Consider the following 21,256-nt stretch of genomic DNA (forward strand, 5'->3'; position numbering starts at 1 on the left):
GTTGCCGGTGTGTGCCGTCCCCTCTCAGAGTGCCTGTCCCGGGGCGCTGCCGGAACCCCTCCTCCCGCCCGGTCCGGCCGCGTTGTCCGGCGTCAGTGGCGTGCGATGCCCGGAGCGAAGTCCTCGTACCGGTCGAGGGGGCCGCACTCTCCCTTCCGGTGCGGGCCGCGCCGCTGATGCGACGTCGGCGACCTCTGTACGCGCCGGACACCCGGGCAGCTTGCCTATCCGGGGACGTGAACTTCAGGGCGTCGGCGGATCGTTGTGCAGAACCCGCTGGAAGAGCCGGTGGTCACGCCACTCGCCGTTGATGTGCAGATAGCGCCCGGCCGTGCCGATGACCTCGAAGGAGCACTTGGCGAGGACGCGTTGGGAGGCGGCGTTGTCGAGGAGGGTGCCCGCCTGGATGCGGTGCAGGCCGAGCTCCTCGCGGGCCGCCCGGCAGATCTCCTCGACCGCCCGGGTGGCGAGGCCGCGGCCGGTGTACTCGGCGTCGATCCAGTAGCCGAGAATCGCGCTGCGGAAGGGGCCGAGTTCAATTCCGGTGAGACTGGCCTCGCCGACGACGCGGCGGCCGTCGGTGAAGTGCCAGCGTCTGACCGCCGGATCGGGCGCGAGGCGGACGGCCTGCCCCTCAGGCGTGAAGAACGCGGCGGACCGGTGCGGCTCCCAGGGGCGCATATGGTCGCGGTTCCGGACCAGGGCGCGGGCCACCGCCCCGGCGAGGCGCGCGGCGTCGCCCGGGCCGTCCAGGCTGAGGCGAACGGGATCGGTGCTCATCCTGCGTACCGTAGACGCCTGGACATGGGGTTGCGACGCTCACCCATGGAGAAGGGCAACTGCCGCCGCTTGACTGCCGACATGACACAGAACGACGACATGACACGGAACAAGGCAGCGGGCAGACCGGGGAGCCGTTCGGCGGGCAGCGGCGCTCGGGCCGTCCTCGGGGCGGCGACAGTGGCCAACGGCCTGGTCGCGGGCGTCTGGTACGCGTACGCGACCTCCGTGATGCCGGCGCTGGCGCGCAGCGGCGACCGGATCTACGTCGAGGTCATGCAGAACATCAACGAGGTGATCCAGAATCCCGTCTTCTTCGCGGGCTTCTTCGGTGCGCTGATTCTGGCCGCGGTCGCGGCCTGGCAGCAGCGCCGCTCCCCGGCGCGCTGGTGGGTGCGGGCGGCGCTGGTGCTGTACGCCGCGGTGCTGCTGGTGACCACGGCGGCGAACATTCCGCTCAACGACGAGCTGGCAGCGGCCGGGGACCCGGCCCGGATCGCCGACCCGGCCGCCGTGCGCGAGAGGTTCGAGGACCCGTGGGTCGTCTGGAACGTGGTGCGCCTGGTGCTGTCCACGGCGGCCCTTGCCTGCCTGTGGCGGGCGACCGCTCTCGTACGTCAGACGTCGGCGTACTTGGTGTCGGCGGCCGGGTCCAGCGCGAGCCGGTAGCCCCGCTTGACGACGGTCTGGATCAGCTTGGGCACGCCCAGCGCCGTACGCAGCCGCGCCATGGCCGTTTCGACGGCGTGCTCGTCCCTGCCCGCGCCCGGCAGCGCGCCCAGCAGGTCGGAGCGGGAGACGACCCAGCCGGGGCGCCGGGACAGGGCGCGCAGCAGGGCCATTCCGGCGGGCGGCACGGGGCGCAGGTCGCTGTCGACCAGGACCGCGTGGCCGCGGATCTCGATGCGGTGTCCGGCGACCGGGAGCGTACGGGCGCGGGAGGGCAGCTCGAGGCCGAGCAGCTGGACGAGCGGGCCGAGCCGGAAGCGCTCCGGCTGCACCGTGGTGACGCCCACGGCCTGCAGCGGCAGCGCGGTGACCGGCCCCACGCAGGCCGCCAGTACATCGTGGTCGAGTGCGCGGAGCAGTTCGGGGAGCTGGCCGCGGGTCTCGGCGCGGGAGAGCAGCGAGGCGGCGGCCGGGGCGCTGGTGAAGGTGACGGCGTCCAGGGCGCGGGAGACGGTCGCGTCGAGGAGACGGTCGAGCGGACCGAGATCCTCCGGCGCCATCCACCGGTAGACCGGTACGACGACGACGTCGGCGCCCGCGGCCCGTAGCGACTCGACGAATCCGGGCAGCGGTTCGCCGTGCAGCTGGAGCGCGATACGGCGGCCGTCGACGCCCTCCCCCAGCAGCCGGTCGAGGACCTCGGCCATGGATTCGGAGGCGGGCGACCACTCCTCGGTGAGCCCCGCGGCGCGGATCGCGCCCCTCACCTTGGGGCCGCGCGCCAGCAGCTCCACACCGCGCAGCCGGGTCAGCAGTTCTTCGCCGTACCCCCAGCCGTCCGCGGCCTCCACCCAGCCGCGGAAGCCGATCGCGGTCGTCGCGACCACGACATCGGGCCCATGGTCGATCAACTCCTTGGTGGCGGCAAGGAGTTCGGCGTCGTCGGCGAGCGGGACGATACGCAGGGCCGGGGCGTGCAGGACGGCGCCGCCGCGGCGCCGGAGCAGCGCGCCGAGCTCGTCGGCGCGCCGGGCGGCGGTGACGCCGACGGTGAATCCGGCGAGGGGGCCGTGCTGATTGTCTTGCATGTGATCGTCCCTACTCTGTCCCACCCTGTACGGATGTGGCGGCCGAGCCTGCCAACGGTGCGTGACAGGCTCGGTTCATCCACATTTCCCAGCCGTTACGGCGGGTCCCTCCTGTGTCGTTCCGCTCACACCCCGGCGTAGCCGAGCTGCGGCTTCGTCTCTGCCGCCTCAGCCTCCTCGGCCGGCACAGGGGTGACAGCGGGCCGGCGAAGGTAGACCGCCCAGGTGACCACCGAGCACGCCGCGTAGAAGGCGAGGAAGGCGATGAAGGCGCTGGTCCCGGTCCCGGCGGTCAGGAAGGACTGCCGGAAGGCGAGGTTGATGCCGAGGCCGCCGAGCGCTCCCACGGCGCCGATCAGCCCCATCGAGGCCCCGGACAGCCGGCGGCTGTACGCGTCCGCCGCCTCGCCCGTCATGCCCTTGGCCTGGGCCTTGGCGTTGAAGATGCCGGGGATCATCTTGTACGTCGAGCCGTTCCCGAGCCCGGTCAGTACGAACAGCGAGATGAAGCCGATGAGGAAGACGGTCAGGGATTCCTGGATCGAGGCGGCGACGACCACTCCGGTCGCTGCCGCCATGGCCACGAAGTTCCACAGGGTGATGCGCGCCCCGCCGAACCGGTCGGCGAGCAGACCGCCGACGGGCCGGATCAGTGAGCCGAGCAGCGGCCCGATGAAGGTGAGCGACGCGGCCTGCAGCGGCGTACGGCCGAACTGCGTCTGCAGGACGAGACCGAAGGCGAAGCTGTAGCCGATGAAGGAGCCGAAGGTCCCGATGTAGAGGAACGCCATGATCCAGGTGTGGGCGTCACGGACCGCCTCCTTGGCCGCTCCGGTGTCGTTCTTCACCGGCGCGAGGTTGTCCATCCACAGCGCCGCGCACACCGCGGCCACCACGATCAGCGGGATGTACACGCCCAGCACGACGCGCGGATGGGTCGCCCCGGCCGTCCCGATCACCAGCAGGCCCACGAGCTGCACCACCGGCACGCCGATGTTGCCGCCGCCCGCGTTGAGCCCGAGGGCCCAGCCCTTCTTGCGGAGCGGGAAGAAGGAGTTGATGTTCGTCATCGACGAGGCGAAGTTGCCTCCGCCGACGCCGGTGAGCGCCGCGACCGCCAGGAAGGTGGTGTACGAGGTGCCGGGCTCCATCACCGCGTACGCCGCGCCGGTCGGCAGCAGGAGCATCAGTGCGCTGAAGATGGTCCAGTTGCGGCCGCCGAAGCGGGCGACTGCGAAGGTGTACGGCACCCTGATCACCGCGCCGACCAGCGTCGCCGTGGCGATCAGGAAGAACTTGCCGGCCGGGTCGATGCCGTACTGCGGCCCCATGAAGAGCACCATCACGGACCACAGGGTCCAGATGGAGAATCCAATATGTTCACTCAGCACGGAGAAGGCGAGATTACGCCGGGCGATCTTCTCGCCCGTCGCTCGCCAGAAGGTCTCGTCCTCCGGGTCCCACTGTTCGATCCATCGGCCAGCCATCACGTGCCTCCACGGTCCTCGGGTCGTGGAAGCGACGGTATGGACGGCGCGTTTCGGTCCAGGTGGCGTGAGGTGACCGGTACGCAACCTTGCTCTCACCCGGCGGTCAGCGCCGGTGTGAGCCGTCCTTCGCCTTACGAGTGCCCGTCGGCCACAGTCGCGGCCTCCGTTTCGCCGCCAGATCCTCGATCCAGCCCACTGCCACGATCATCAGCCCGATGAGCGGCCAGACCACCACGAACATCAGGGGTGTGTAAATGGCTTCCAGTGCCCCGCCCAGGTGCGCGTCGACGAACGGGATGTCCCACAACAGGTCGAGCAGCGGGATCGTCGCCATGATCAGGGTGTTGTGCCAGAGGTAAATCGTAACCGCTCGGTTGTTGGACAGCGTGACGTACTTGTCGAAGCGAGCGAGCCCGCCCGGAAGCTGCTGCCAGGACGGGGAGTACTGCAGCAGGATCACCACGAAGCCGAGCGACCAGGTGGCCTGGGCCAGCGGGATGTCGTTCAGGTCCCAGCCGTCCGCGGTCTGGTGGCCCGAGGCCCACCACAGGCCGAAGGCCATCACCAGTGCGGAACAGGACAGCGCGAGATGGCGCGGGATCTGCTGCAGCAGGCCCTCGTGGTGGGCGAAGCCGAGGACCCAGCAGGCACCGAAGGTCGCGAAGTCGACGATGGCGTAGCCCGTCTCTCCGGGGATCTTCACCAGGTCGGTGCCCACGACGGCGCACAGGGCGACCGGGGCGAGCAGCGTCGCCCACGGCGCCTTGCGGAAGGCCCACAGCAGCAGCGGCGACGCGATGACGAACCACAGGTAGGTGCGCAGATACCAGAGCGGTTCGCCGGCCTGCACCGCCCAGGTGGTCTCCAGCAGGCCGGACTTGTCGCCGAGGGACCAGGGGAACGGCGGGGCGCCGACCGGGAAGAGGTAGTTGAGCAGGTCGGCCCACCACCACAGGCCGTCCTTCTTGTCGGGCTTCCAGCCGCCCAGGAACATCAGCGGCACCAGGAACGCCGAGAACGCCCACAGCGGCGGCAGCAGCCTGCGGATACGGCCGCGGATCACCCCGAGCGCGGGCCGTGACAGCGAGCGCGCCATCAGTGAGCCGGCGAGCGCGAACATCACGCCCATGGACGGGAAGAGAATCGTCAGCCAGGCCCAGCCGAAGATGTGGTAGACGACGACGCGGACCAGCGCGACGGAGCGCAGGAGGTCGAGATAACGGTCGCGGCCCGGGCGGGGAGGCGGCCCGGCGGCCGCCAGGTCCGGCGCCGCGGGGGCCGTGGAGCTGTGGCTCATGCGACCGGCCTCCGGTCCTCGCTGCTGCGCCGCTGGCTCGGTATCACTCCGGGCGCCTCCACCGTTCCGGTACGCCGCAGCTTCTGCCAGCGCAGCCGGCCGCCGGTCAGCGCCGTGATCCAGGACTGCAGCAGTACGACGTACATCAGCTGCCGGTAGAGGAGCTGCTGGAGAGGCAGCGAGATCAGATGGATCATGCGCTCGCGGTCGAGCCGGAAGGCGTACGCGGCGCAGACGAGCTGGATCGCGAGGACGCCGAGCCAGGCGGCGATCGTCTTCTGGGTGGGGCCGAAGACCAGTCCGTACAGCAGGAAGACATCGATCAGCGGGGCCAGCAGCGGAGCGAGGACCATGAAGAGGGAGACCAGCGGCAGGCCCACCCGGCCGAAGCGGCCCGAAGCTCCGCGTTCGACCAGGGCGCCGCGGTGCTTCCAGATCGCCTGCATGGTGCCGTACGACCACCGGTAGCGCTGCGACCACAGCTGCTGCACGGTCTCCGGCGCCTCGGTCCAGGCGCGCGCCCGCTCGGCGTAGACGACGCGCCAGCCGTCGCGGTGCATGGCCATGGTGATGTCGGTGTCCTCGGCGAGGGTGTCCTCGCTCATGCCGCCGACGCGTTCCAGGGCCTGGCGGCGGAAGGCGCCGACCGCGCCGGGGATGGTGGGCATGCAGCCCAGCAGGTCGTACATCCTGCGGTCCAGGTTGAAGCCCATCACGTACTCGATGTGCTGCCAGGCCCCGATCAGGCTGTCGCGGTTGCCGACCTTGGCGTTGCCCGCGACCGCGCCGACGCGCATGTCTCCGAAGGGCTGCACCAGCTCGCCCACGGTCGACGGCTCGAAGACGGTGTCGCCGTCCATCATCACGACGATCTCGTAACGGGCGTGCCGGATGCCGTTGTTGAGGGCAGCGGGCTTTCCGGCATTCTCCTGGCGTACAACGCGGACATTCGGCAGCCGCAGGGCCTCGACGATGTCCGCGGTGCCGTCGGTGGAGCCGTCGTCGATGACGATGACCTCGATGGGATGGTCGCTCGCCATCAGCGAACGCACCGTGTTGGTTATGCACTCGCGTTCGTTGTACGCGGGGACGAGCACGGACACGGGTCCGGTGATCGGCGGGCCCCAGCTGAAGCCGGGCCTGCGCACCTTGCGGGCGTGCGCGAAAGAGAGCAGGAGCATCAGCCCGAAGCGCGCGAAGACCAGCACACCGATCGCGGCCAGGCCGACGACCAGGACCTCGGTGGTGTTCTCCGAGAAGGCGACGGCGGCGACGAACGCCTTGCCCTTCCACAGCTCGGGGCCGGTGACAGTGGTGTGGGCGCTGGGGGCGCCGAGCGCCTCGGTGAGGTTGGCGAAGCGGTAGCCCCTGGCCTTCATCTGCGGCAGGAAGCGGCCGAGGGCGGCGACGGTCTGGGAGCGGTCGCCGCCGGAGTCGTGCATCAGCACGATCGAGCCCTGGGTGCCCTTGGGTGTGGCCTGCTTGATGATCGCGTCGACGCCGGGGCGCTTCCAGTCCTCGGAGTCGGTGTTGTTGAGGGCGGTGATGTAGCCGCGACTGCCGATGTACTGGGTGACCGGCCAGGACTTGTTGTCCATGGCGTCCGCGAAGGAGGAGTACGGCGGCCGGAAGAGGGAGGTACGGATGCCCGCCGCGCCCGCGATCGCCAGCTGGTTCTGCGAGAGCTCCCAGTCGATGCGGGAGGTGGACTGGAAGGAGAGGTCGGGGTGGTTGAAGGTGTGCAGACCCACCTCGTGCCCCTCCCGCACCATGCGTTCGACCAGCTCGGGGTGGCGGGAGGTCATGGTGCCGGTGACGAAGAAGACGCCGTGGGCGTTGTACTGCTTCAGCTTGTCCAGCACCTTCGGCGTCCAGACGGGGTCCGGGCCGTCGTCGAAGGTGAGCACGAGCTGTTTGTCGGGGATGCTCAGCGCCCTGGGTGCGGCCTTGCCGCGGGCGTCGATGACCGGTCCGCCCTCGAGGATCTCGTCGGGGACCTGGTCGGTGGCCACCGGGGGACGAACGCGGTGGTCGGCGAGGATCTCACTGTGCACATAGCCGCGCAGCATCAGCATGGCGAGCAGCGCGACAAGAAAGACCACGGGCAGCAGATAGCGCATGGGCAGCCTGCGCCGTACGGTGCGCCGGGCTCTCCGCCGCCGCCGCGGGGCCGTGTTGATGGGGAGTGTCATCTTTAGAGCGCGCCTTCTTGCATGGGTGGCTCGGTCGCGCCGCCGGTCGGGCCGGGGTCGGGCGGAACGGGAACGGAGGGGCTGCCTTCGGGCTCGGGTCCCGGATCGCTTCCGCCGGCGCCCGGGGAGGAGGAGGCGGAGGGCCCGGGACCGGGAAGGCCGCCGCCACCGGAGGGCTTGGGCGACACGGAGCCGGAGGCGCCGGGGCCCGGCGTGGCCGGCACTCCGCCGGAGATGCCGTTCGACACACCACCCGACGGCTGCGGCAGCACGGCACCGGTGGAGTCGGTCGGGGTGGGGGCGCCGGGTACGCCGCCGGGGGTGGCCGCCACGGAGGCGCCGTCGGTGGGGGCGGGCTGTATCTGGACCTTGTCGATCTGCTCCTTGCCCTGCTGGCCTATGCCGGGGAGCCAGGGCGCGGTGGAGTTGCCGCCGACGAGGGCGGCGACGAGCGTCACGGCATAGCAGGCGCAGGCGAAGGCGAAGACCCAGCCGAGGCGACGGAACTTCTTGCTGCGGCGGCCGCTCTCATCGACGAACACCGGTCCGTCGGAGCCCTCATGCGGAGTCGGCTCGGGCGGTAGATCCCCCAGTATTCGGCCAAGTCCGTCCAGCTGGACAGTGACTTCGTACGGCTCATGAGTATGACCGATACGGGAATCTTCATGCCAATTATCCACAGTTGTACACACACCCCCACTGACTGAAAATCGAGCGCGCATACGACTGACCGGTGTTTGCCGGACCGGGTCCCCACCCAATCCGAACGCCCCCATACCCCATGCACCCGGACCCAGAATGTAGCGCACACCGATGACACCTGGGCCCCCTGTGTCAGTTGTTGTCACACATCAGCGACATGTCACATTCCGGCAACCAACCAGAAGGGTCCCGTTCCAGCCATCCCTCTCGCGAGGCCAGTTGGGCGGCCGCCGCTCGAAGCGCGTCCACGCCGGGGTGGCGCAATCCTCTGCGCCACACCAGTGAGAGCGGTGACAGCGGTACGGGGTCGACGATCGGGCGCAGCACGGTGTCCGGCATGGCCGGAAAGTCCACCACGGCCAGGACCGGGTTACGCGTCTTGGCCATCACCCTCCGGAACTCCTCGGCGCCGACCGCCACGGGCGCCGGCGGCGCTATCGCGATCCCGCGTCCCGCGAACAGGCGGCGCGCCAGATCCGTCCACTCCAAGGTGCGCGGATTGCCCGCACCTGCATATACGGTCTCGCCCGCCAGAGCGTTCAACGGGATCCGGGGTGATGTGGCGAGAGGGTGGTCGTGCGGCAGCAGCACGGCCATCGGCTCGTACCGCACGGGCTGGTGGGACAGGAGTGCCCGGATGCCGGGCTCGAGCCCTGCGAAGCGCCCGAACGAGACATCGAGCCGCCCCGCCAGGATCTCGGCGGCGGCGCCCGTCAGCCCGCTCTCGAAGCGAGCCATCAGCTCGCACTCCGGGGCGAGTTCACGGGCCCGGGCCAGCACCCGGCCGGACGCCATGCCCTCGCCGTTGAGGTCGACGAGAAGCGGCCGGGACGCACCGGCGGCGGCCAGCAGTTCGTCCTGGGCCTGGAGCACCCGCCGGGCGTACGGCAGCAGCCGCTCGCCGTCGGCCGTGAGGGTCACCCGGCGGGTGGTCCGTACGAACAGCTCGACGCCCAATTCCCGCTCCAGCTTCCGGATATCGCGGCTGAGGGCCTGCTGCGCGACATACAGCCGGGCGGCGGCACGGGTGAAGTGCAGCTCGTCGGCGACGGCGGTGAAGGCGCGGAGCAGCCGGGGGTCCAGGTCCTGGGGCACTCGGTGAATTTACAACACGGGTGCGTCAATGGGGCGGGAGCAGGTGTTGGACGCGGCAGGAGGGCCGCGCCGAGGGTTGCCCCATGCCGCAATCAACCGACTCCCCGCAGACGACCACCGCTGACGCCTGCGGAGGGTCCGTTCGGGGAAAGTCCCGCCTCGCCCCCTACCGCCGGCTCTTCGAGCCGCAGGGCGCCGCGGCCTTCACCCTCGGCAACCTCATCGCCCGCCTCCCCATGGGCATGTTCAGCGTGAGCGCCGTCATCATGATCGCCGGGTCCCGTGGCTCGTACGCCCTCGCCGGAGCCGTCACCGCGACCGGCCTCGCCGTCACCGCGCTGGTGGCGCCATGGACCGCCCGGCTCGTGGACCGGCACGGACAGGCCCGTATCGCCGTGCCCGCCACCGCGCTCGCCGCCCTCGGCTCGCTCGCGCTGCTGCTGTGCGTACGTTTCGGCGCGCCCGACTGGACGCTCTTCGCCGCGTACGCCGCGACGGCCACCACCCCCAACACCGGCGGCATGTCCCGCGCCCGCTGGGCCCACCTCCACCAGGGCGACGCGGCCACGCTGCACACGGCGAACTCCTTCGAGCAGGCCGCAGACGAGCTGTGCTTCATGCTCGGCCCCGTGCTCGCGGCATTCCTGTGCTCCGCGCTCTTCCCCGAGGCGGGCACGCTGACCGGTGCGATCCTGCTGCTGACAGGCGTACTGATCTTCGCCGCCCAGCGCTCCACCGAACCTCCGCCGGCCGCGTTCCCGACGCACGCCGGATCCCCGCTCCGTACGCCGGGGATGCCCGCGATGCTCGCCGTCTTCCTCGCCACGGGAGCGGTCTTCGGCTCCATGGAGGTCGTGACGATCGCGTTCGCGGACGACCGCGGGCACGCGAGCGCCGCGGGCGCGGTGCTCGCGCTCCAGGCGGCCGGGTCGTGCGCGGCGGGCCTGCTCTACGGTTCCCTACGCCCCGCCCGCAGCCTTCCGCGCCGCCTGCTGACCTGCGTCGCCGCGATGACGGCGCTGATGTCACTGCCGCTGCTCGCCGCCGCGACCGGCTCGCTGCTCACCCTGGCCGGAGCGCTGCTGCTGGCCGGCATGGCCACGGCCCCGACCATGGTCACCGGTATGACGCTGGTCCAACGCCTGACTCCGGAAGGCCGGTTGAACGAGGGCATGACGCTCGCGGTCACCGCGCTGCTCGGCGGCATAGCGGCCGGCTCGGCGGCGGGCGGCTGGACGGTGGAGCACGCGAGCAGACCGTACGGATACGTGGTCCCTCTCGCGGCGGCCGCGGTCGCGCTGCTGCTGTCCGCGGCAGCCAAGGGGCGGCCCTGAGCCCCGCCCCCGGGCGGATGCCGCTCGGGACAGGGCGATACGCTGCACCGCCCCCAAGCGGGGGCCTGCGTTCCGCTCAGGGGAGGGCCCATGGCCATCAAGAAGGCAACCATCCAGCAGCAGGTGGCTGCCGCCATCACACAGGCCAATCCGGCCGACCGGCCGATCGTCACCATCCAGGCCATCGCCGGCCCCAGTGTGTGGCTGATGAGCATGCTCGGCCTGATAGGCCAGGCGTTTCTGACGTACTACTTCATCACCGTGACCGAGCAGGCCGTGGTCGTCCACAAGGCGGGCCGGATGAGCAACCGCCCGCAGGAGATCGCCTTCGCACTGCAACCGGCCGAAGTCGTCGGAATGATCGGTGACATCAAGCGCAACACCATCTGGAGCTCGTTCCGCTTCCAGCTGCCCGGGCAGCCGCAGCCGACCCGGATGAATGTGCACCGCATCTGGCGCAGCGAGATGGATCACCTGCTCGGAGTACTGACCGGCGGCCACCAGCCGGCGGCCTGAGCCTCGGCAAGCACGCCGGCGCACACGCCGTAGACACGACGAAGGCCCGGCTGCCGTGGCAGCCGGGCCTTCACCTCACATGGGAATTGTGGAGATGGCGGGAATCGAACCCGCGTCCAACGGTGCAGAAACAGGGCTTCTCCGAGCGCAGTTCGCTGCGATTTTCTCGGCCCCGGTGATCACGCGAACAAGTCTCCGACGGGCCCAGTCACTGTTTGATTTCCCTCTACGCCCCGTGACCGGGCTTAGAGGTTTAGTTCCCTAGCTGATGCCAGGATCCGGGTCGGGAACAGCCCCGGGCTGACACCCGAAGGCCTTCGCTAGCTGCTAATTAGGCAGCGAGCGCGAAGGCGCGGGAATCGCTCTTGGAAGTGGCGATTATTGGTTGCGACATATGGTTTACGAGATCATTGCCGCTTCCTCGGCTCGCTTCCCCTGCTTCGACATCCGCTGTCGAAACCGATCATCCCCATGTTGATTTATCAAGGTGGTGCACACCCCGTGAGGTGCAGGTGCCATCGTACGTGACCAACGCACGACCGTGCCAGCCTATTCCCCCGCGCCCACCGCTCAGGACCGCCGGCCCCCGGGCACGTGGGCGCTGAGACACGTCGAGCCTCGGGCCGGTCGGCGCTCGGGCACGTCGGCGCTCGGGCACGTCGGCGCCGAGGCAGTTCGCCCCGCGGGCACGTCGGCGCTCAGGCGCGCTGACGCCGCTTCGCCGCCGAGATCACGCGGTCCGTCTCCCGCCGGTCCTGCTTCTCCCTCAGCGTCTGCCGCTTGTCGTACTCCTTCTTGCCCTTCGCCAGCGCGATCTCGACCTTGGCCCGGCCGTCCTTGAAGTACAGGACGAGCGGCACGATCGTGTGGCCCGTCTCCTGCGTCTTCGACGCGAGCTTGTCGATCTCGGCACGGTGCATCAGCAGCTTCCGCTTGCGCCGCGCGCTGTGGTTGGTCCATGTCCCCTGGGTGTACTCGGGAACATGCACGTTGTGCAGCCACGCCTCGTTGTTGTCGATCTGGACGAAGCCGTCCACCAGCGAGGCCCGGCCCTGGCGCAGCGACTTCACCTCGGTACCCGTCAGCACGAGACCGCACTCGTAAGTGTCGATGATGTGGTAGTCGTGCCGCGCCTTCTTGTTCTGCGCGATCAGCTTGCGCCCTGTTTCCTTTGCCATAGTGCGGTCATTTTCGCACTACGACCGTCCCCCGAGGCCACTCAATACCGTCTCGGCCCGTTTCTCGGCCCCTTTGCCCGCCATGAGGTCCGGCGTGATGCCCCGGCCGTCGACGCTGTGGCCCGCCGGCGTGCGGTAGTGGCCGACGGTCAGCTCGGCGACCGAACCGTCCGGAAGGCGGCTGGGCATCTGGACCGAGCCCTTGCCGAAGGTGCGCGATCCCACAGTGATCGCACGGCCGCGGTCCTGCAGTGCCCCGGTGACCAGCTCGGCGGCGCTCATGGTGCCGCCGTCGACGAGCGCGACCACCGGCCTCTCGGTGTTGCCGCCGGCCGTGGCGTACAGCGCGCGCTGCTCGCCCCTTATGTCGTACGTGGCGACCAGGCCGCCGTCCAGGAAGGCGGAGGCGGCGGTGACGGCCTCGGCGACCAGCCCGCCGGCGTTGCCGCGCAGGTCGAGCAGGACGCCCGCCCCGGCGGGGGCGGCCCGGACGGCCTTGCGTACCTTCGCGCCCGAGCCCTTGGTGAACGAGGCGACCTTGATCATCACGGCCCCGCCGTCGAGGTGCTGGACGGTGACGGCCTCGGTGGTCAGCGTGGCGCGCAGCAGTGTCTCGGCCCACTTCCGGCCGTCGCGCTCGAGGCCCAGGACCACGCTCGTACGGTCGCCGCCGCGCAGCAGCGCCACGACGTCGGTGACGGGACGCTTGTCGACGTCGAGGCCGTCGACCGTGCGGAGCCGGTCGCCGGCTTTGATACCGGCCTTGTCGGCGGGCCCGCCGGGCTGGACCCTGGCCACCTCCACACGCCCGTCGGCGGCGCGCCTGGCCCCGAGGCCGACTCCCGTGTACTCGCCGTCGAGGGCACGCTCGAACTCCGCGTACTCGCTCTTGTCGTACACCGCGCCCCAGCGGTCCCCGCTGCGGCTGACAACGGCCTCGGCGGCCTTCGTGCCGGACTTGCCGTCCGCCATCGCCTCCGCGGCGGCCCTGGCCACGTCGTCGCGGTCGACGGTCGCGGCAGCGGCGCGGGCGGCAAGGGGGCGGGACGTCTTCTCGCCGTCACGCGGCAGACCGTCGGTGGCGGCCGCGGTGGCGAGGACGCCGGCGAAGACCAACGTCAGGGCCGCCCCGCGGCGGATGCGGCGGGGCCGAGGCAAGAACTCAGGGCCCGGCATGGCGCCCACTCTAGGACAAGCAAAGGGCGCCGTACGGCCGTTGGCCGTACGGCGCCAGGGGTGCTTGTCACACCTTGAGGTACTTGCGCAGAGCGACGAAAGCGGCCATGGCCGGCATCAGCAGCCCGATCGCGATCACCAGAGGCAGCTTGGTCACCACGGCGTCCCAGCCGATGAAGTTGACCAGTTGCATCTTCTGGGAGAGCGCCAGACCGTGGTCGATCAGGAAATACCTGCCCACGAGCAGCATGGCGGAGGCGACCAGACCACCCAGCAGACCGGCGAAGGCGGCCTCCATGATGAACGGCATCTGGATGTAGAAGCTGGATGCTCCCACAAGTCTCATGATGCCGGTCTCACGACGGCGGCTGAACGCCGACACCCGCACGGTGTTGACGATCAGCATCAGCGCAATCACCAGCATCAGCGCCATCACGAAGAGCGCGGCGACATTCATGCCGTTCATGAGGGAGAAGAGGTTCTCCAGGATGTTGCGCTGGTCCTGGACGGACTGCACACCGTCCCGGCCGGCGAACGCGGTCGCGACGACCTTGTACTTCTCCGGGTCGTCCAGCTTGACGCGGAACGACTCCTGCATCTGGTCGGGCGTGATCGTGGAGGCGATGGGAGTGTCGCCGTACTGCTCCCGGTAATGCTTGTAGGCCTCGTCGGCCGTCTCCTTCTGGACGCTGTCGACCACGTCCATCTTCTTGAGATCGGCCTCGATCTGCTCCTTCTGCTGAGCAGTGACGGCGCCCTTGGCGCACTTCGGCGAGGTCGCCGCGTCGTTCTTGTTGCAGAGGAAGATCGAGACGTTGACCTTGTCGTACCAGAAGTCCTTCATCGTGCTGACCTGCTCGCGCATGAGCAGCGCACCGCCGAAGAGGGCGAGCGAAAGGGCTACCGAAACGATGACGGCGAAGGTCATCGTGAGATTGCGGCGGAGACCGACGCCGATCTCCGACAGGACGAACTGGGCGCGCATGGCGAGCTTCAGCCTTTCAGTCTGTACGGGCTCAGTGCTGGTAGCCGTAGACGCCGCGTGCCTGGTCGCGTACGAGACGGCCCTTCTCGAGCTCGATGACGCGCTTGCGCATCTGGTCGACGATGTTCTGGTCGTGGGTCGCCATGATCACGGTGGTGCCGGTCCGGTTGATCCGGTCCAGCAGCTTCATGATGCCCACGGAGGTCTGCGGGTCGAGGTTTCCGGTCGGCTCGTCGGCGATCAGCAGCATGGGGCGGTTGACGAAGGCCCGCGCGATCGCGACGCGCTGCTGCTCACCACCGGAGAGCTCACCGGGCATCCGGTCCTCCTTGCCGCCGAGGCCGACGAGGTCGAGAACCTGGGGCACGGCCTTGCGGATCTCCCCGCGCGGCTTGCCGATGACCTCCTGAGCGAACGCCACGTTCTCGGCGACGGTCTTGTTGGGGAGGAGGCGGAAGTCCTGGAAGACGGTGCCGAGCTGGCGGCGCATCTGCGGCACCTTCCAGTTCGACAGCCGGGCCAGGTCCTTGCCGAGGACATGCACCATGCCCTGGCTGGCCCGCTCCTCGCGCAGAACAAGGCGCAGAAAGGTCGACTTTCCGGAACCGGACGAGCCCACGAGGAAGATGAACTCTCCCTTGGCGATGTCGAGCGAAACATCGCGCAGGGCTGGGCGGCTCTGCTTGGGGTAGGTCTTGGAGACGTTGTCGAATCGGATCACGGGTGCACCACGGTCGTCCGGGGGTAGGTGTGCGTGACACTACGCGAAGGAGCCCGGCACTCGCAGTCGACGTCGCGGGTTGCGCCCTTTGTCCCGTAACGGAATGGCCGAGACCGGGGGCGGCGCGCCGAAACACGCGGGAGCTGGCACAGTGGTAGGGGAACAGTCGCATTTCCTTGAGCGTTGTCCCAGGAGATCTGTGCTTACGGTCCGCGCCTGCGGCTCCGGCGCGCGGGAGGAGGAGAGCGCATGACCTACGACCGATTGGTGTGCGCCAACTGCGCGGCCCCGGTGAACGAGGGCCGCTGCCCGGTGTGCCGGGCGAACCGCGCGCGGCTGCAGCAGGAGGGCCCCTTCGGCGGCCTGAGCCCGGTGGCGCTGGTGACCCTGCTGGTGGTGCTGATAGCGGCGCTGGCGCTGCTGGCGGCGCACCAGACCGCGTAGACATACGTATAAGAGGAGGGCCCGGGACGCTGTGGCGTCCCGGGCCCTCCTCTTACGTGCTGCCTTACGCGCTGTGTCGCTCAGGCGACGGTGCGTCCGCCACCGACGAGACGCGGCAGCATACGGAAACCGATGCCACCGGCGATCATCGTCGCGGCACCGATCAGCAGGAACGTGGTCTCGGCGGCGCCGGTCTCAGCCAGCTCCTCCTTGGCCTTGCCCTGCTCGACCGGCTTGGAGCCGGCGCTGTCGGTGTCGGTGTTGTCCGCGCACTTGGCACCGTCGAGGTCGACGGTGCACGTGCCGGCGTCGTCGCCACCGGTGCCGTTACCCGCGTCGCCGGTCGGGTCCTCGGACGGGTCCTCCGTCGGCTTGTCGGTGGGCTTGTCGGTCGGCTTGCCGGTGGGCTTGTCCGTCGGCTTGTCGGTCGGCTTGTCCGTCGGAACATCCGTGGGGACATCGGTAGGGACGTCCGTGGGGACATCGGTCGGAACATCGGTCGGGATGTCGGTGGGGACATCCGTCGGAATCTCCGTCGGGTCGGCGTCAATACCGAGACCGGCGTCGAGGCCCGACTGGTCGGCGTTGGCCGACACTTCGAGGGGACCCACGTTGATGTCGACACCGACGGCCGAAGCGGCACCGGCGGCGGTCAGCGAAGCACCGGCGGCGATCACCGCGCCGGCGGCTATACGTGCCACACGGATACGCGTCTTCTTGGTCATCTGGCTGCTACCCCCAGTAGCTATTCGTCAATGGAGCAGCGCTTGGGGCGGGCGGCGTCGGGGGCGGTATCGCTCGGCCCCCGTTCACACACGCCCCAGAGATACGCATGCCGCGCGTCAGCTTTCCGATTTTCCGCGGACGCGTCAAGCTCGTTGCGCGTGCGATGTCCGGTATAGGGGCGGTTGCCTGACCTGCGAGGATGCAACTGTGACATAAAAGGGAACTGCCGCCCCGGAGGCGGCAGTTCCCTTGTCGACAAAGCGTCTTCTTACTTCTCCTGCTGCTTGCGCCAGCGAATTCCCGCCTCGAGGAAGCCATCGATCTCGCCGTCAAGTACCGCCTGGGGGTTGCCCACTTCGAACTCCGTACGCAGGTCCTTGACCATCTGGTAAGGGTGCAGGACGTACGAACGCATCTGGTTTCCCCAGGAGTTGCCGCCGTCGCTCTTGCCGAGGGAGTCCATGAGGGCCTGCTCCTCCTGGCGGCGGCGCTCAAGGAGCTTGGCCTGGAGGACGTTCATCGCGCTCGCCTTGTTCTGGATCTGGGAGCGCTCGTTCTGGCAGGAGACGACGATGCCGGTCGGGATGTGCGTGATGCGCACAGCGGAGTCCGTCGTGTTGACGCCCTGACCACCGGGTCCTGAGGCGCGGTAGACGTCCACGCGCAGTTCGGACTCGTCGATCTCGACATGGTCGCTCTGCTCGACGACCGGCAGCACCTCGACGCCGGCGAACGACGTCTGGCGGCGGCCCTGGTTGTCGAAGGGCGAGATGCGCACCAGCCGGTGCGTGCCCTGCTCGACGGAGAGCGTGCCGTAGGCGTACGGCGCCCGCACGACGAAGGTGGTCGACTTGATGCCGGCCTCTTCCGCGTACGACGTCTCGTAGACCTCGGTGGAGTAGTTGTGACGCTCGGCCCAGCGCATATACATGCGCTGCAGGCGCTCGGCGAAGTCGGAGGCGTCGACGCCGCCGGCCTCGGCACGGATGTTGACCAGCGCCTCGCGCTCGTCGTACTCGCCGGACAGGAGCGTGCGGACTTCCATCTCGTCCAGCGCCTTGCGGACCGCAGCGAGCTCGGACTCGGCCTCGGCCTGGGTGTCCGCGTCGTCCTCGTCCTCGGCGAGCTCGAAGAGCACACCCAGGTCGTCGATCCGCCCACGGAGCGCCTCGGTCTTGCGGAGCTCGGCCTGGAGGTGCGAGAGCTTGCTGGTGATCTTCTGTGCCGCCTCCGGGTCGTCCCAGAGGGACGGCGCCGCGGCCTGCTCCTCGAGCACAGCGATGTCTGCCCTCATCCTGTCGAGGTCCAGGACGGCCTCGATCGACCCCATGGTCGAGGAGAGGGACTTCAGCTCTTCGGATACATCGACGACTGCCACGCCCCCAGCGTAACGGCTGGGCGCGACACGCCGACCCCCTAGGGTTCGGAGGGTGCCGAGTGCTTCGAGTCCTGCGGCGGCGCTTGCGTACCGTCGTCGCTCGTGGCCAGCCAGCCGCCGACGCCCACCGCCGCGGCCAGCACCAGTGCCGCCACGCCCAGCGTGATGCGGCGCTTGCGGACCGCGTCCGACTTGTGACGGGCGGAGCCCGGGCGGCGTTGGCCGGGGCTGCGGGGTGCGCGGGCCGTGCCACGGGCACCTCCCGCCAGCTCGTCCGGGGCCGGGACCCGCATCGAGGTGTGGGTGTCGCGGTTGGAGTCGGCGGAGGCGGCGCCGGGGACGAGCGGGACGGCGCCGCGGCGGCGGGGCTCGTCGGGAGTGGGCGGGGTCACATCCTCGTACGGCTCCGAGGGCGGCTCGGCGTCCGGCTCGTCGACGTCCAGCGGCGGCATGCCGGCGAGAAGCGGGAGCAGGTCGTGGAGGCGGGTGGCCAGCTCGGAGGCGCGAAGGCGGGACGCGGGGGCCTTGGCCAGGCACTGGACGATGAGCTGCCACAGCTCGTCGGGGATGCCGGGGAGCGGGACCACGGTCTCGGTGACATGGCGGCGCAGGACGGCGCCGGGGTGGCCGCCGCCGAAGGGCGTGAAGCCCGCGAGAAGCTCGTACAGGACTGTGGCGAGGGCGTAGATGTCGACCGCGGCCCGCGGCGGCAGGCCCTCGACGATCTCGGGGGCGACATAGTCGGGCGTGCCGATGATGCCCGGGGGGTTCGGGGCATGTCCCCCCGGGGGGCGCAGCGCTTTGGTACGGCGCGGGGTGTCGATCAGCTTGGCGACGCCGAAGTCGGTGAGCAGCGCCGGATGCGACCCGGCAGGGCCGAGCGGGCCCTCCATGTCGAGGAGGATGTTCTCCGGCTTGACGTCGCGGTGGACGACCCCGGCGGCATGGGCCGCGGCGAGGCCGTCGGCGACGTCCGCGATGATCGCGACCGCCGCTTCGGGGGCGAGGCGGCGCTCCCGGTCGAGGCGGGTGCGCAGATCTGTGCCGCGGACAAGGTCCATCACGAGCGCGAGGTCATTGCCGTCGACGACCAGGTCGCGGACGCCGACGACCCTGGGGTGGTCGAGCCCGAGCAGGGCCGTGCGCTCCTGGACGAAGCGCCCGACAAGCTCCTGGTCGGAGGCCAGGTCCTCGCGCAACAGCTTGATGGCGACGGGCCCTTCGGGTCCCTCGCCGAGCCACACCGTGCCGGCGCTGCCCCGCCCCAGGATCTGGTGGGCCGTGTACCGGCTGCCGATATTCCGTGCCAAGACTGCTCCCTCAGCGGCTGGCGTTGCCCGCTGTGTCTACCCGGGGGACGACCCCCGGACCCCCGGCCAGGAAAAGGGCCGGGCACCGTGACCGACGGCGACACGCGAGGCGCACCTGAGTAACGTACGCGGCCAGCCGGGGGCTGTGTGCCCCGGATGGCGCCAACCTTCACTTCTGCGGGGGAAAATCACCCCACAGAAGTCGACAAAGCTACTGAGTCGCTACTGTCCGGCGCCCGAGCCGGTGCCGGTGCCTCCGGAGCCCGGGTCCGAGTTGACGAGATTCGAGATCCAGCCCGTCACCTTCGAGATGCCGTCGCCGATCGCGTCCCAGTAGCTCTGGCCCTGGGCGACCCAGTCCTGCAGGAACATCTCCCACGCCAGCCAGCCCGCGCCGACGAGGATCAGGACGGTGAAGAGGCAGCCCTTGAGGCAGCCGAGGCCCGGGATCCTCATCCGGTTGGGGTTCCGCTGCCGCGGCTCCCTCGGCTGACGCGGCGCGGGCTGCTGGGGCGGCGGCTGCGGAGGCGCGTACTGCTGAGGCTGCGGGGCGTACTGCTGCCGCTGCGGCTGCTGAGGGCGCTGCTGGTGCGGGCGCTGCTGCTGAGGCTGCGGCGCGTACTGCTGAGGCTGCTGCGGGGGCCTCTGCTGCTGGCGCTGCGGACGCCGGCGCAGCGGATCCTGGCTCGGGTCGAGGTACTGGACCTGCGTCTGCTCGTTGCGGTCGCGGGCCGCCTGGAGCTGGGACTGCCAGGGGTGCGGGTCCTCCGGCTGCGGCCGGCCCGGCGGTACGGGCGGCATCACGCTCGTCGGGTCGCCGCCATGCGGGGGCCCGGACTGCGAGGCGCCGGTGTGCGGCAGGAAGCTGGTCGCGGCGTTGGGGTCGTACGACCCCGCGTTGCTCGGCAGGACCTGCGTCGGGTCGGCCGCACCCGGCGCGTCGGGCACCTGAGCGGGCGAAGGGTCGGGCGCGAGCAGCGCGGCGACCCCGAGCGCGGCGTCGACCTGCGCGGGCGTGGAGTGCACGCCGACTCCGGCCGCGACGGTACGCAGTCCACGGGCGAGGTTCTCGGCGCTGGGCCGCTGGGCCGGCTCCTTGCGCAGGCAGCGCTCTATGACCGTCCACAGCGGCTCGGGGACGGTGGTGGGACGGCGGGGCTCCTCGCTGAGGTGGCGGTGGAGCACCTCGAGGGCGGTGCCGCCCGCGAACGGGGGCCTGCCGGTGACCAGTTCGTACAACAGGATGCCCGCGCCGTAGATGTCGACGGCGGAGGTCTGCGGGCGGCCCTCGGCGGACTCCGGCGCGACATACGCGGGCGTGCCGACGAATTCGTGCGTACGGGTCAGGCCCGGGGAGTCGGCGAGGCGCGCGATGCCGAAGTCGGTCAGCATCGGGTGCATCTGGCCGTCGGCGTCGTTCTTGAGGAGCACGTTCGCGGGCTTGAGGTCACGGTGGACGACGCCGTCCGCGTGGCTTGCGGCGAGCGCGTCCGCGATCTGGGCGGTCATCAGCGAGGCGGCGACCGGGCTGAGCGGGCCGTTCTCACGGAGGTAGCGGTGCAGGTCGGGGCCGTCGACCAGGTCCATGACGAGGGCAAGGAGATCGCCCTCGACGACCAGGTCGCGGGTACGCACGATGTTCGGGTGGGTGAGGCGGAGCAGGACGGAGCGCTCGCGCAGGAAGCGCATCACCACGTCCGCGTCGTTCGCAAGCTCCTCCTTGAGGACCTTGATCGCGACGGTCTCGCCGGGCTGGCCCGCGACGGCCGCCTCGGCGCCCGCGGTCTCCCGCTGGCTGGCTCGCCAGACGGTGCCCGTGGCGCCGCGCCCGAGGGGCTCCTCGAGCAGGTACTTGCTGCCTACCGGCCGCACGTGATGCGCTCCCTGCTGATCGTGGTCCTTGCGTGGTCCCGGGCCACCGTGGCCCTTCGTTCGGGCCCGCCCGGGTGTCCGACCCACTTTAGTGCCGCCGGACGCCGCACCGGCCGGTCGTCCGTCCTTCGTCCTCCCTGTCGTCCCCTCGACGGACCGCTGGTCGTGTTCGAAAGGAAGACGCGGGCATCGTACGGATGGTTGCCGAGGCAGCGTGCCGTACACAACACTCACGTTCCGGATCAGATCCCAACCAGGCATTTTTACGCCCAGAGCCGACCAATCAAGATCACTTAATGGTGG

Annotated in this window: 19 protein-coding genes and 1 other RNA gene; 4 read left to right on the forward strand and 16 right to left on the reverse strand. The window is 70.0% G+C overall.

Annotated elements, in window-relative coordinates:
- Positions 1–243: 243 nt before the first annotated feature.
- Positions 244–780, reverse strand: a complete 537-nt coding sequence (locus ACWDZ6_RS22080; protein ID WP_451504214.1) for a GNAT family N-acetyltransferase — start codon at positions 778–780, stop codon at positions 244–246.
- A gap of 81 nt (positions 781–861) precedes the next feature.
- On the opposite strand from ACWDZ6_RS22080, the gene ACWDZ6_RS22085 reads away from it, so the two are divergent.
- Positions 862–1,449, forward strand: a complete 588-nt coding sequence (locus tag ACWDZ6_RS22085; RefSeq protein WP_451504215.1) for an anthrone oxygenase family protein — start codon at positions 862–864, stop codon at positions 1,447–1,449.
- Here ACWDZ6_RS22085 and ACWDZ6_RS22090 read toward each other — a convergent pair.
- The 6 genes from ACWDZ6_RS22090 to ACWDZ6_RS22115 all read right to left on the reverse strand — a co-directional run bounded on the left by ACWDZ6_RS22090 (position 1,398) and on the right by ACWDZ6_RS22115 (position 9,313).
- Positions 1,398–2,537 (reverse strand): uroporphyrinogen-III synthase, encoded by a 1,140-nt coding sequence (locus tag ACWDZ6_RS22090; RefSeq protein WP_451504216.1) that lies wholly within the window; start codon positions 2,535–2,537, stop codon positions 1,398–1,400. The genes ACWDZ6_RS22085 and ACWDZ6_RS22090 overlap by 52 nt on opposite strands.
- Positions 2,538–2,662: 125 nt before the next feature.
- On the reverse strand, positions 2,663–4,024 hold the full coding sequence (locus tag ACWDZ6_RS22095) for a nitrate/nitrite transporter (protein ID WP_451504217.1): 1,362 nt from the start codon (positions 4,022–4,024) through the stop codon (positions 2,663–2,665).
- Between the two features lie 106 nt (positions 4,025–4,130).
- A complete protein-coding gene (locus ACWDZ6_RS22100; RefSeq protein ID WP_451504218.1) occupies positions 4,131–5,324 on the reverse strand; it encodes an acyltransferase family protein in 1,194 nt (397 codons plus the stop codon).
- Positions 5,321–7,444, reverse strand: a complete 2,124-nt coding sequence (locus ACWDZ6_RS22105; RefSeq protein ID WP_366732395.1) for a glycosyltransferase — start codon at positions 7,442–7,444, stop codon at positions 5,321–5,323. Before ACWDZ6_RS22105 ends, ACWDZ6_RS22100 begins: the two co-directional genes overlap by 4 nt.
- Positions 7,445–7,518: 74 nt before the next feature.
- The gene (locus tag ACWDZ6_RS22110; protein WP_366732357.1) at positions 7,519–8,058 is read right to left on the reverse strand and encodes a hypothetical protein; all 540 of its coding nucleotides are present in this window, start codon (positions 8,056–8,058) and stop codon (positions 7,519–7,521) included.
- A 292-nt stretch (positions 8,059–8,350) separates the two neighbouring features.
- Positions 8,351–9,313: a LysR family transcriptional regulator gene (locus ACWDZ6_RS22115; RefSeq protein WP_451504219.1), complete on the reverse strand. Its 963-nt coding sequence runs from the start codon at positions 9,311–9,313 to the stop codon at positions 8,351–8,353.
- A gap of 83 nt (positions 9,314–9,396) precedes the next feature.
- Between ACWDZ6_RS22115 and ACWDZ6_RS22120 the strand changes: the two genes are divergently transcribed.
- Positions 9,397–10,647: an MFS transporter gene (locus tag ACWDZ6_RS22120; RefSeq protein WP_451504220.1), complete on the forward strand. Its 1,251-nt coding sequence runs from the start codon at positions 9,397–9,399 to the stop codon at positions 10,645–10,647.
- Between the two features lie 90 nt (positions 10,648–10,737).
- A complete protein-coding gene (locus ACWDZ6_RS22125; protein WP_451504221.1) occupies positions 10,738–11,163 on the forward strand; it encodes a hypothetical protein in 426 nt (141 codons plus the stop codon).
- An 86-nt stretch (positions 11,164–11,249) separates the two neighbouring features.
- Here ACWDZ6_RS22125 and ssrA read toward each other — a convergent pair.
- The 5 genes from ssrA to ftsE form a co-directional block, all read right to left on the reverse strand.
- Positions 11,250–11,634: a transfer-messenger RNA gene (gene ssrA, locus ACWDZ6_RS22130) on the reverse strand.
- A 227-nt stretch (positions 11,635–11,861) separates the two neighbouring features.
- A complete protein-coding gene (gene smpB, locus ACWDZ6_RS22135) occupies positions 11,862–12,341 on the reverse strand; it encodes an SsrA-binding protein SmpB (protein ID WP_389175358.1) in 480 nt (159 codons plus the stop codon).
- An 18-nt stretch (positions 12,342–12,359) separates the two neighbouring features.
- Positions 12,360–13,517, reverse strand: a complete 1,158-nt coding sequence (locus ACWDZ6_RS22140; protein ID WP_451504222.1) for a S41 family peptidase — start codon at positions 13,515–13,517, stop codon at positions 12,360–12,362.
- Between the two features lie 67 nt (positions 13,518–13,584).
- Positions 13,585–14,502: a permease-like cell division protein FtsX gene (ftsX, locus tag ACWDZ6_RS22145; RefSeq protein ID WP_366732361.1), complete on the reverse strand. Its 918-nt coding sequence runs from the start codon at positions 14,500–14,502 to the stop codon at positions 13,585–13,587.
- A gap of 31 nt (positions 14,503–14,533) precedes the next feature.
- The gene (ftsE, locus tag ACWDZ6_RS22150; protein ID WP_326650234.1) at positions 14,534–15,223 is read right to left on the reverse strand and encodes a cell division ATP-binding protein FtsE; all 690 of its coding nucleotides are present in this window, start codon (positions 15,221–15,223) and stop codon (positions 14,534–14,536) included.
- 249 nt (positions 15,224–15,472) lie between these two features.
- Here ftsE and ACWDZ6_RS22155 point away from each other — a divergent pair, with 249 nt between their 5' ends.
- Positions 15,473–15,667, forward strand: coding sequence for a hypothetical protein (locus ACWDZ6_RS22155; protein WP_326650236.1), 195 nt, complete (start codon positions 15,473–15,475; stop codon positions 15,665–15,667).
- An 80-nt stretch (positions 15,668–15,747) separates the two neighbouring features.
- On the opposite strand, the gene ACWDZ6_RS22160 is transcribed toward ACWDZ6_RS22155, so the two are convergent.
- The 4 genes from ACWDZ6_RS22160 to ACWDZ6_RS22175 all read right to left on the reverse strand — a co-directional run bounded on the left by ACWDZ6_RS22160 (position 15,748) and on the right by ACWDZ6_RS22175 (position 20,953).
- Positions 15,748–16,392 carry a hypothetical protein gene (locus ACWDZ6_RS22160; RefSeq protein ID WP_451504223.1) on the reverse strand — a complete coding sequence of 215 codons (645 nt, stop codon included), beginning with the start codon at positions 16,390–16,392 and terminating at the stop codon, positions 15,748–15,750.
- A gap of 269 nt (positions 16,393–16,661) precedes the next feature.
- On the reverse strand, positions 16,662–17,771 hold the full coding sequence (gene prfB / locus ACWDZ6_RS22165) for a peptide chain release factor 2 (RefSeq protein WP_366732363.1): 1,110 nt from the start codon (positions 17,769–17,771) through the stop codon (positions 16,662–16,664).
- 38 nt (positions 17,772–17,809) lie between these two features.
- Positions 17,810–19,081, reverse strand: coding sequence for a serine/threonine-protein kinase (locus ACWDZ6_RS22170; protein WP_451504224.1), 1,272 nt, complete (start codon positions 19,079–19,081; stop codon positions 17,810–17,812).
- 222 nt (positions 19,082–19,303) lie between these two features.
- Positions 19,304–20,953: a serine/threonine-protein kinase gene (locus ACWDZ6_RS22175; RefSeq protein ID WP_451504225.1), complete on the reverse strand. Its 1,650-nt coding sequence runs from the start codon at positions 20,951–20,953 to the stop codon at positions 19,304–19,306.
- Between the last annotated feature and the right edge of the window lie 303 nt (positions 20,954–21,256).

This window comes from Streptomyces sp. NPDC002926 (assembly GCF_053591755.1).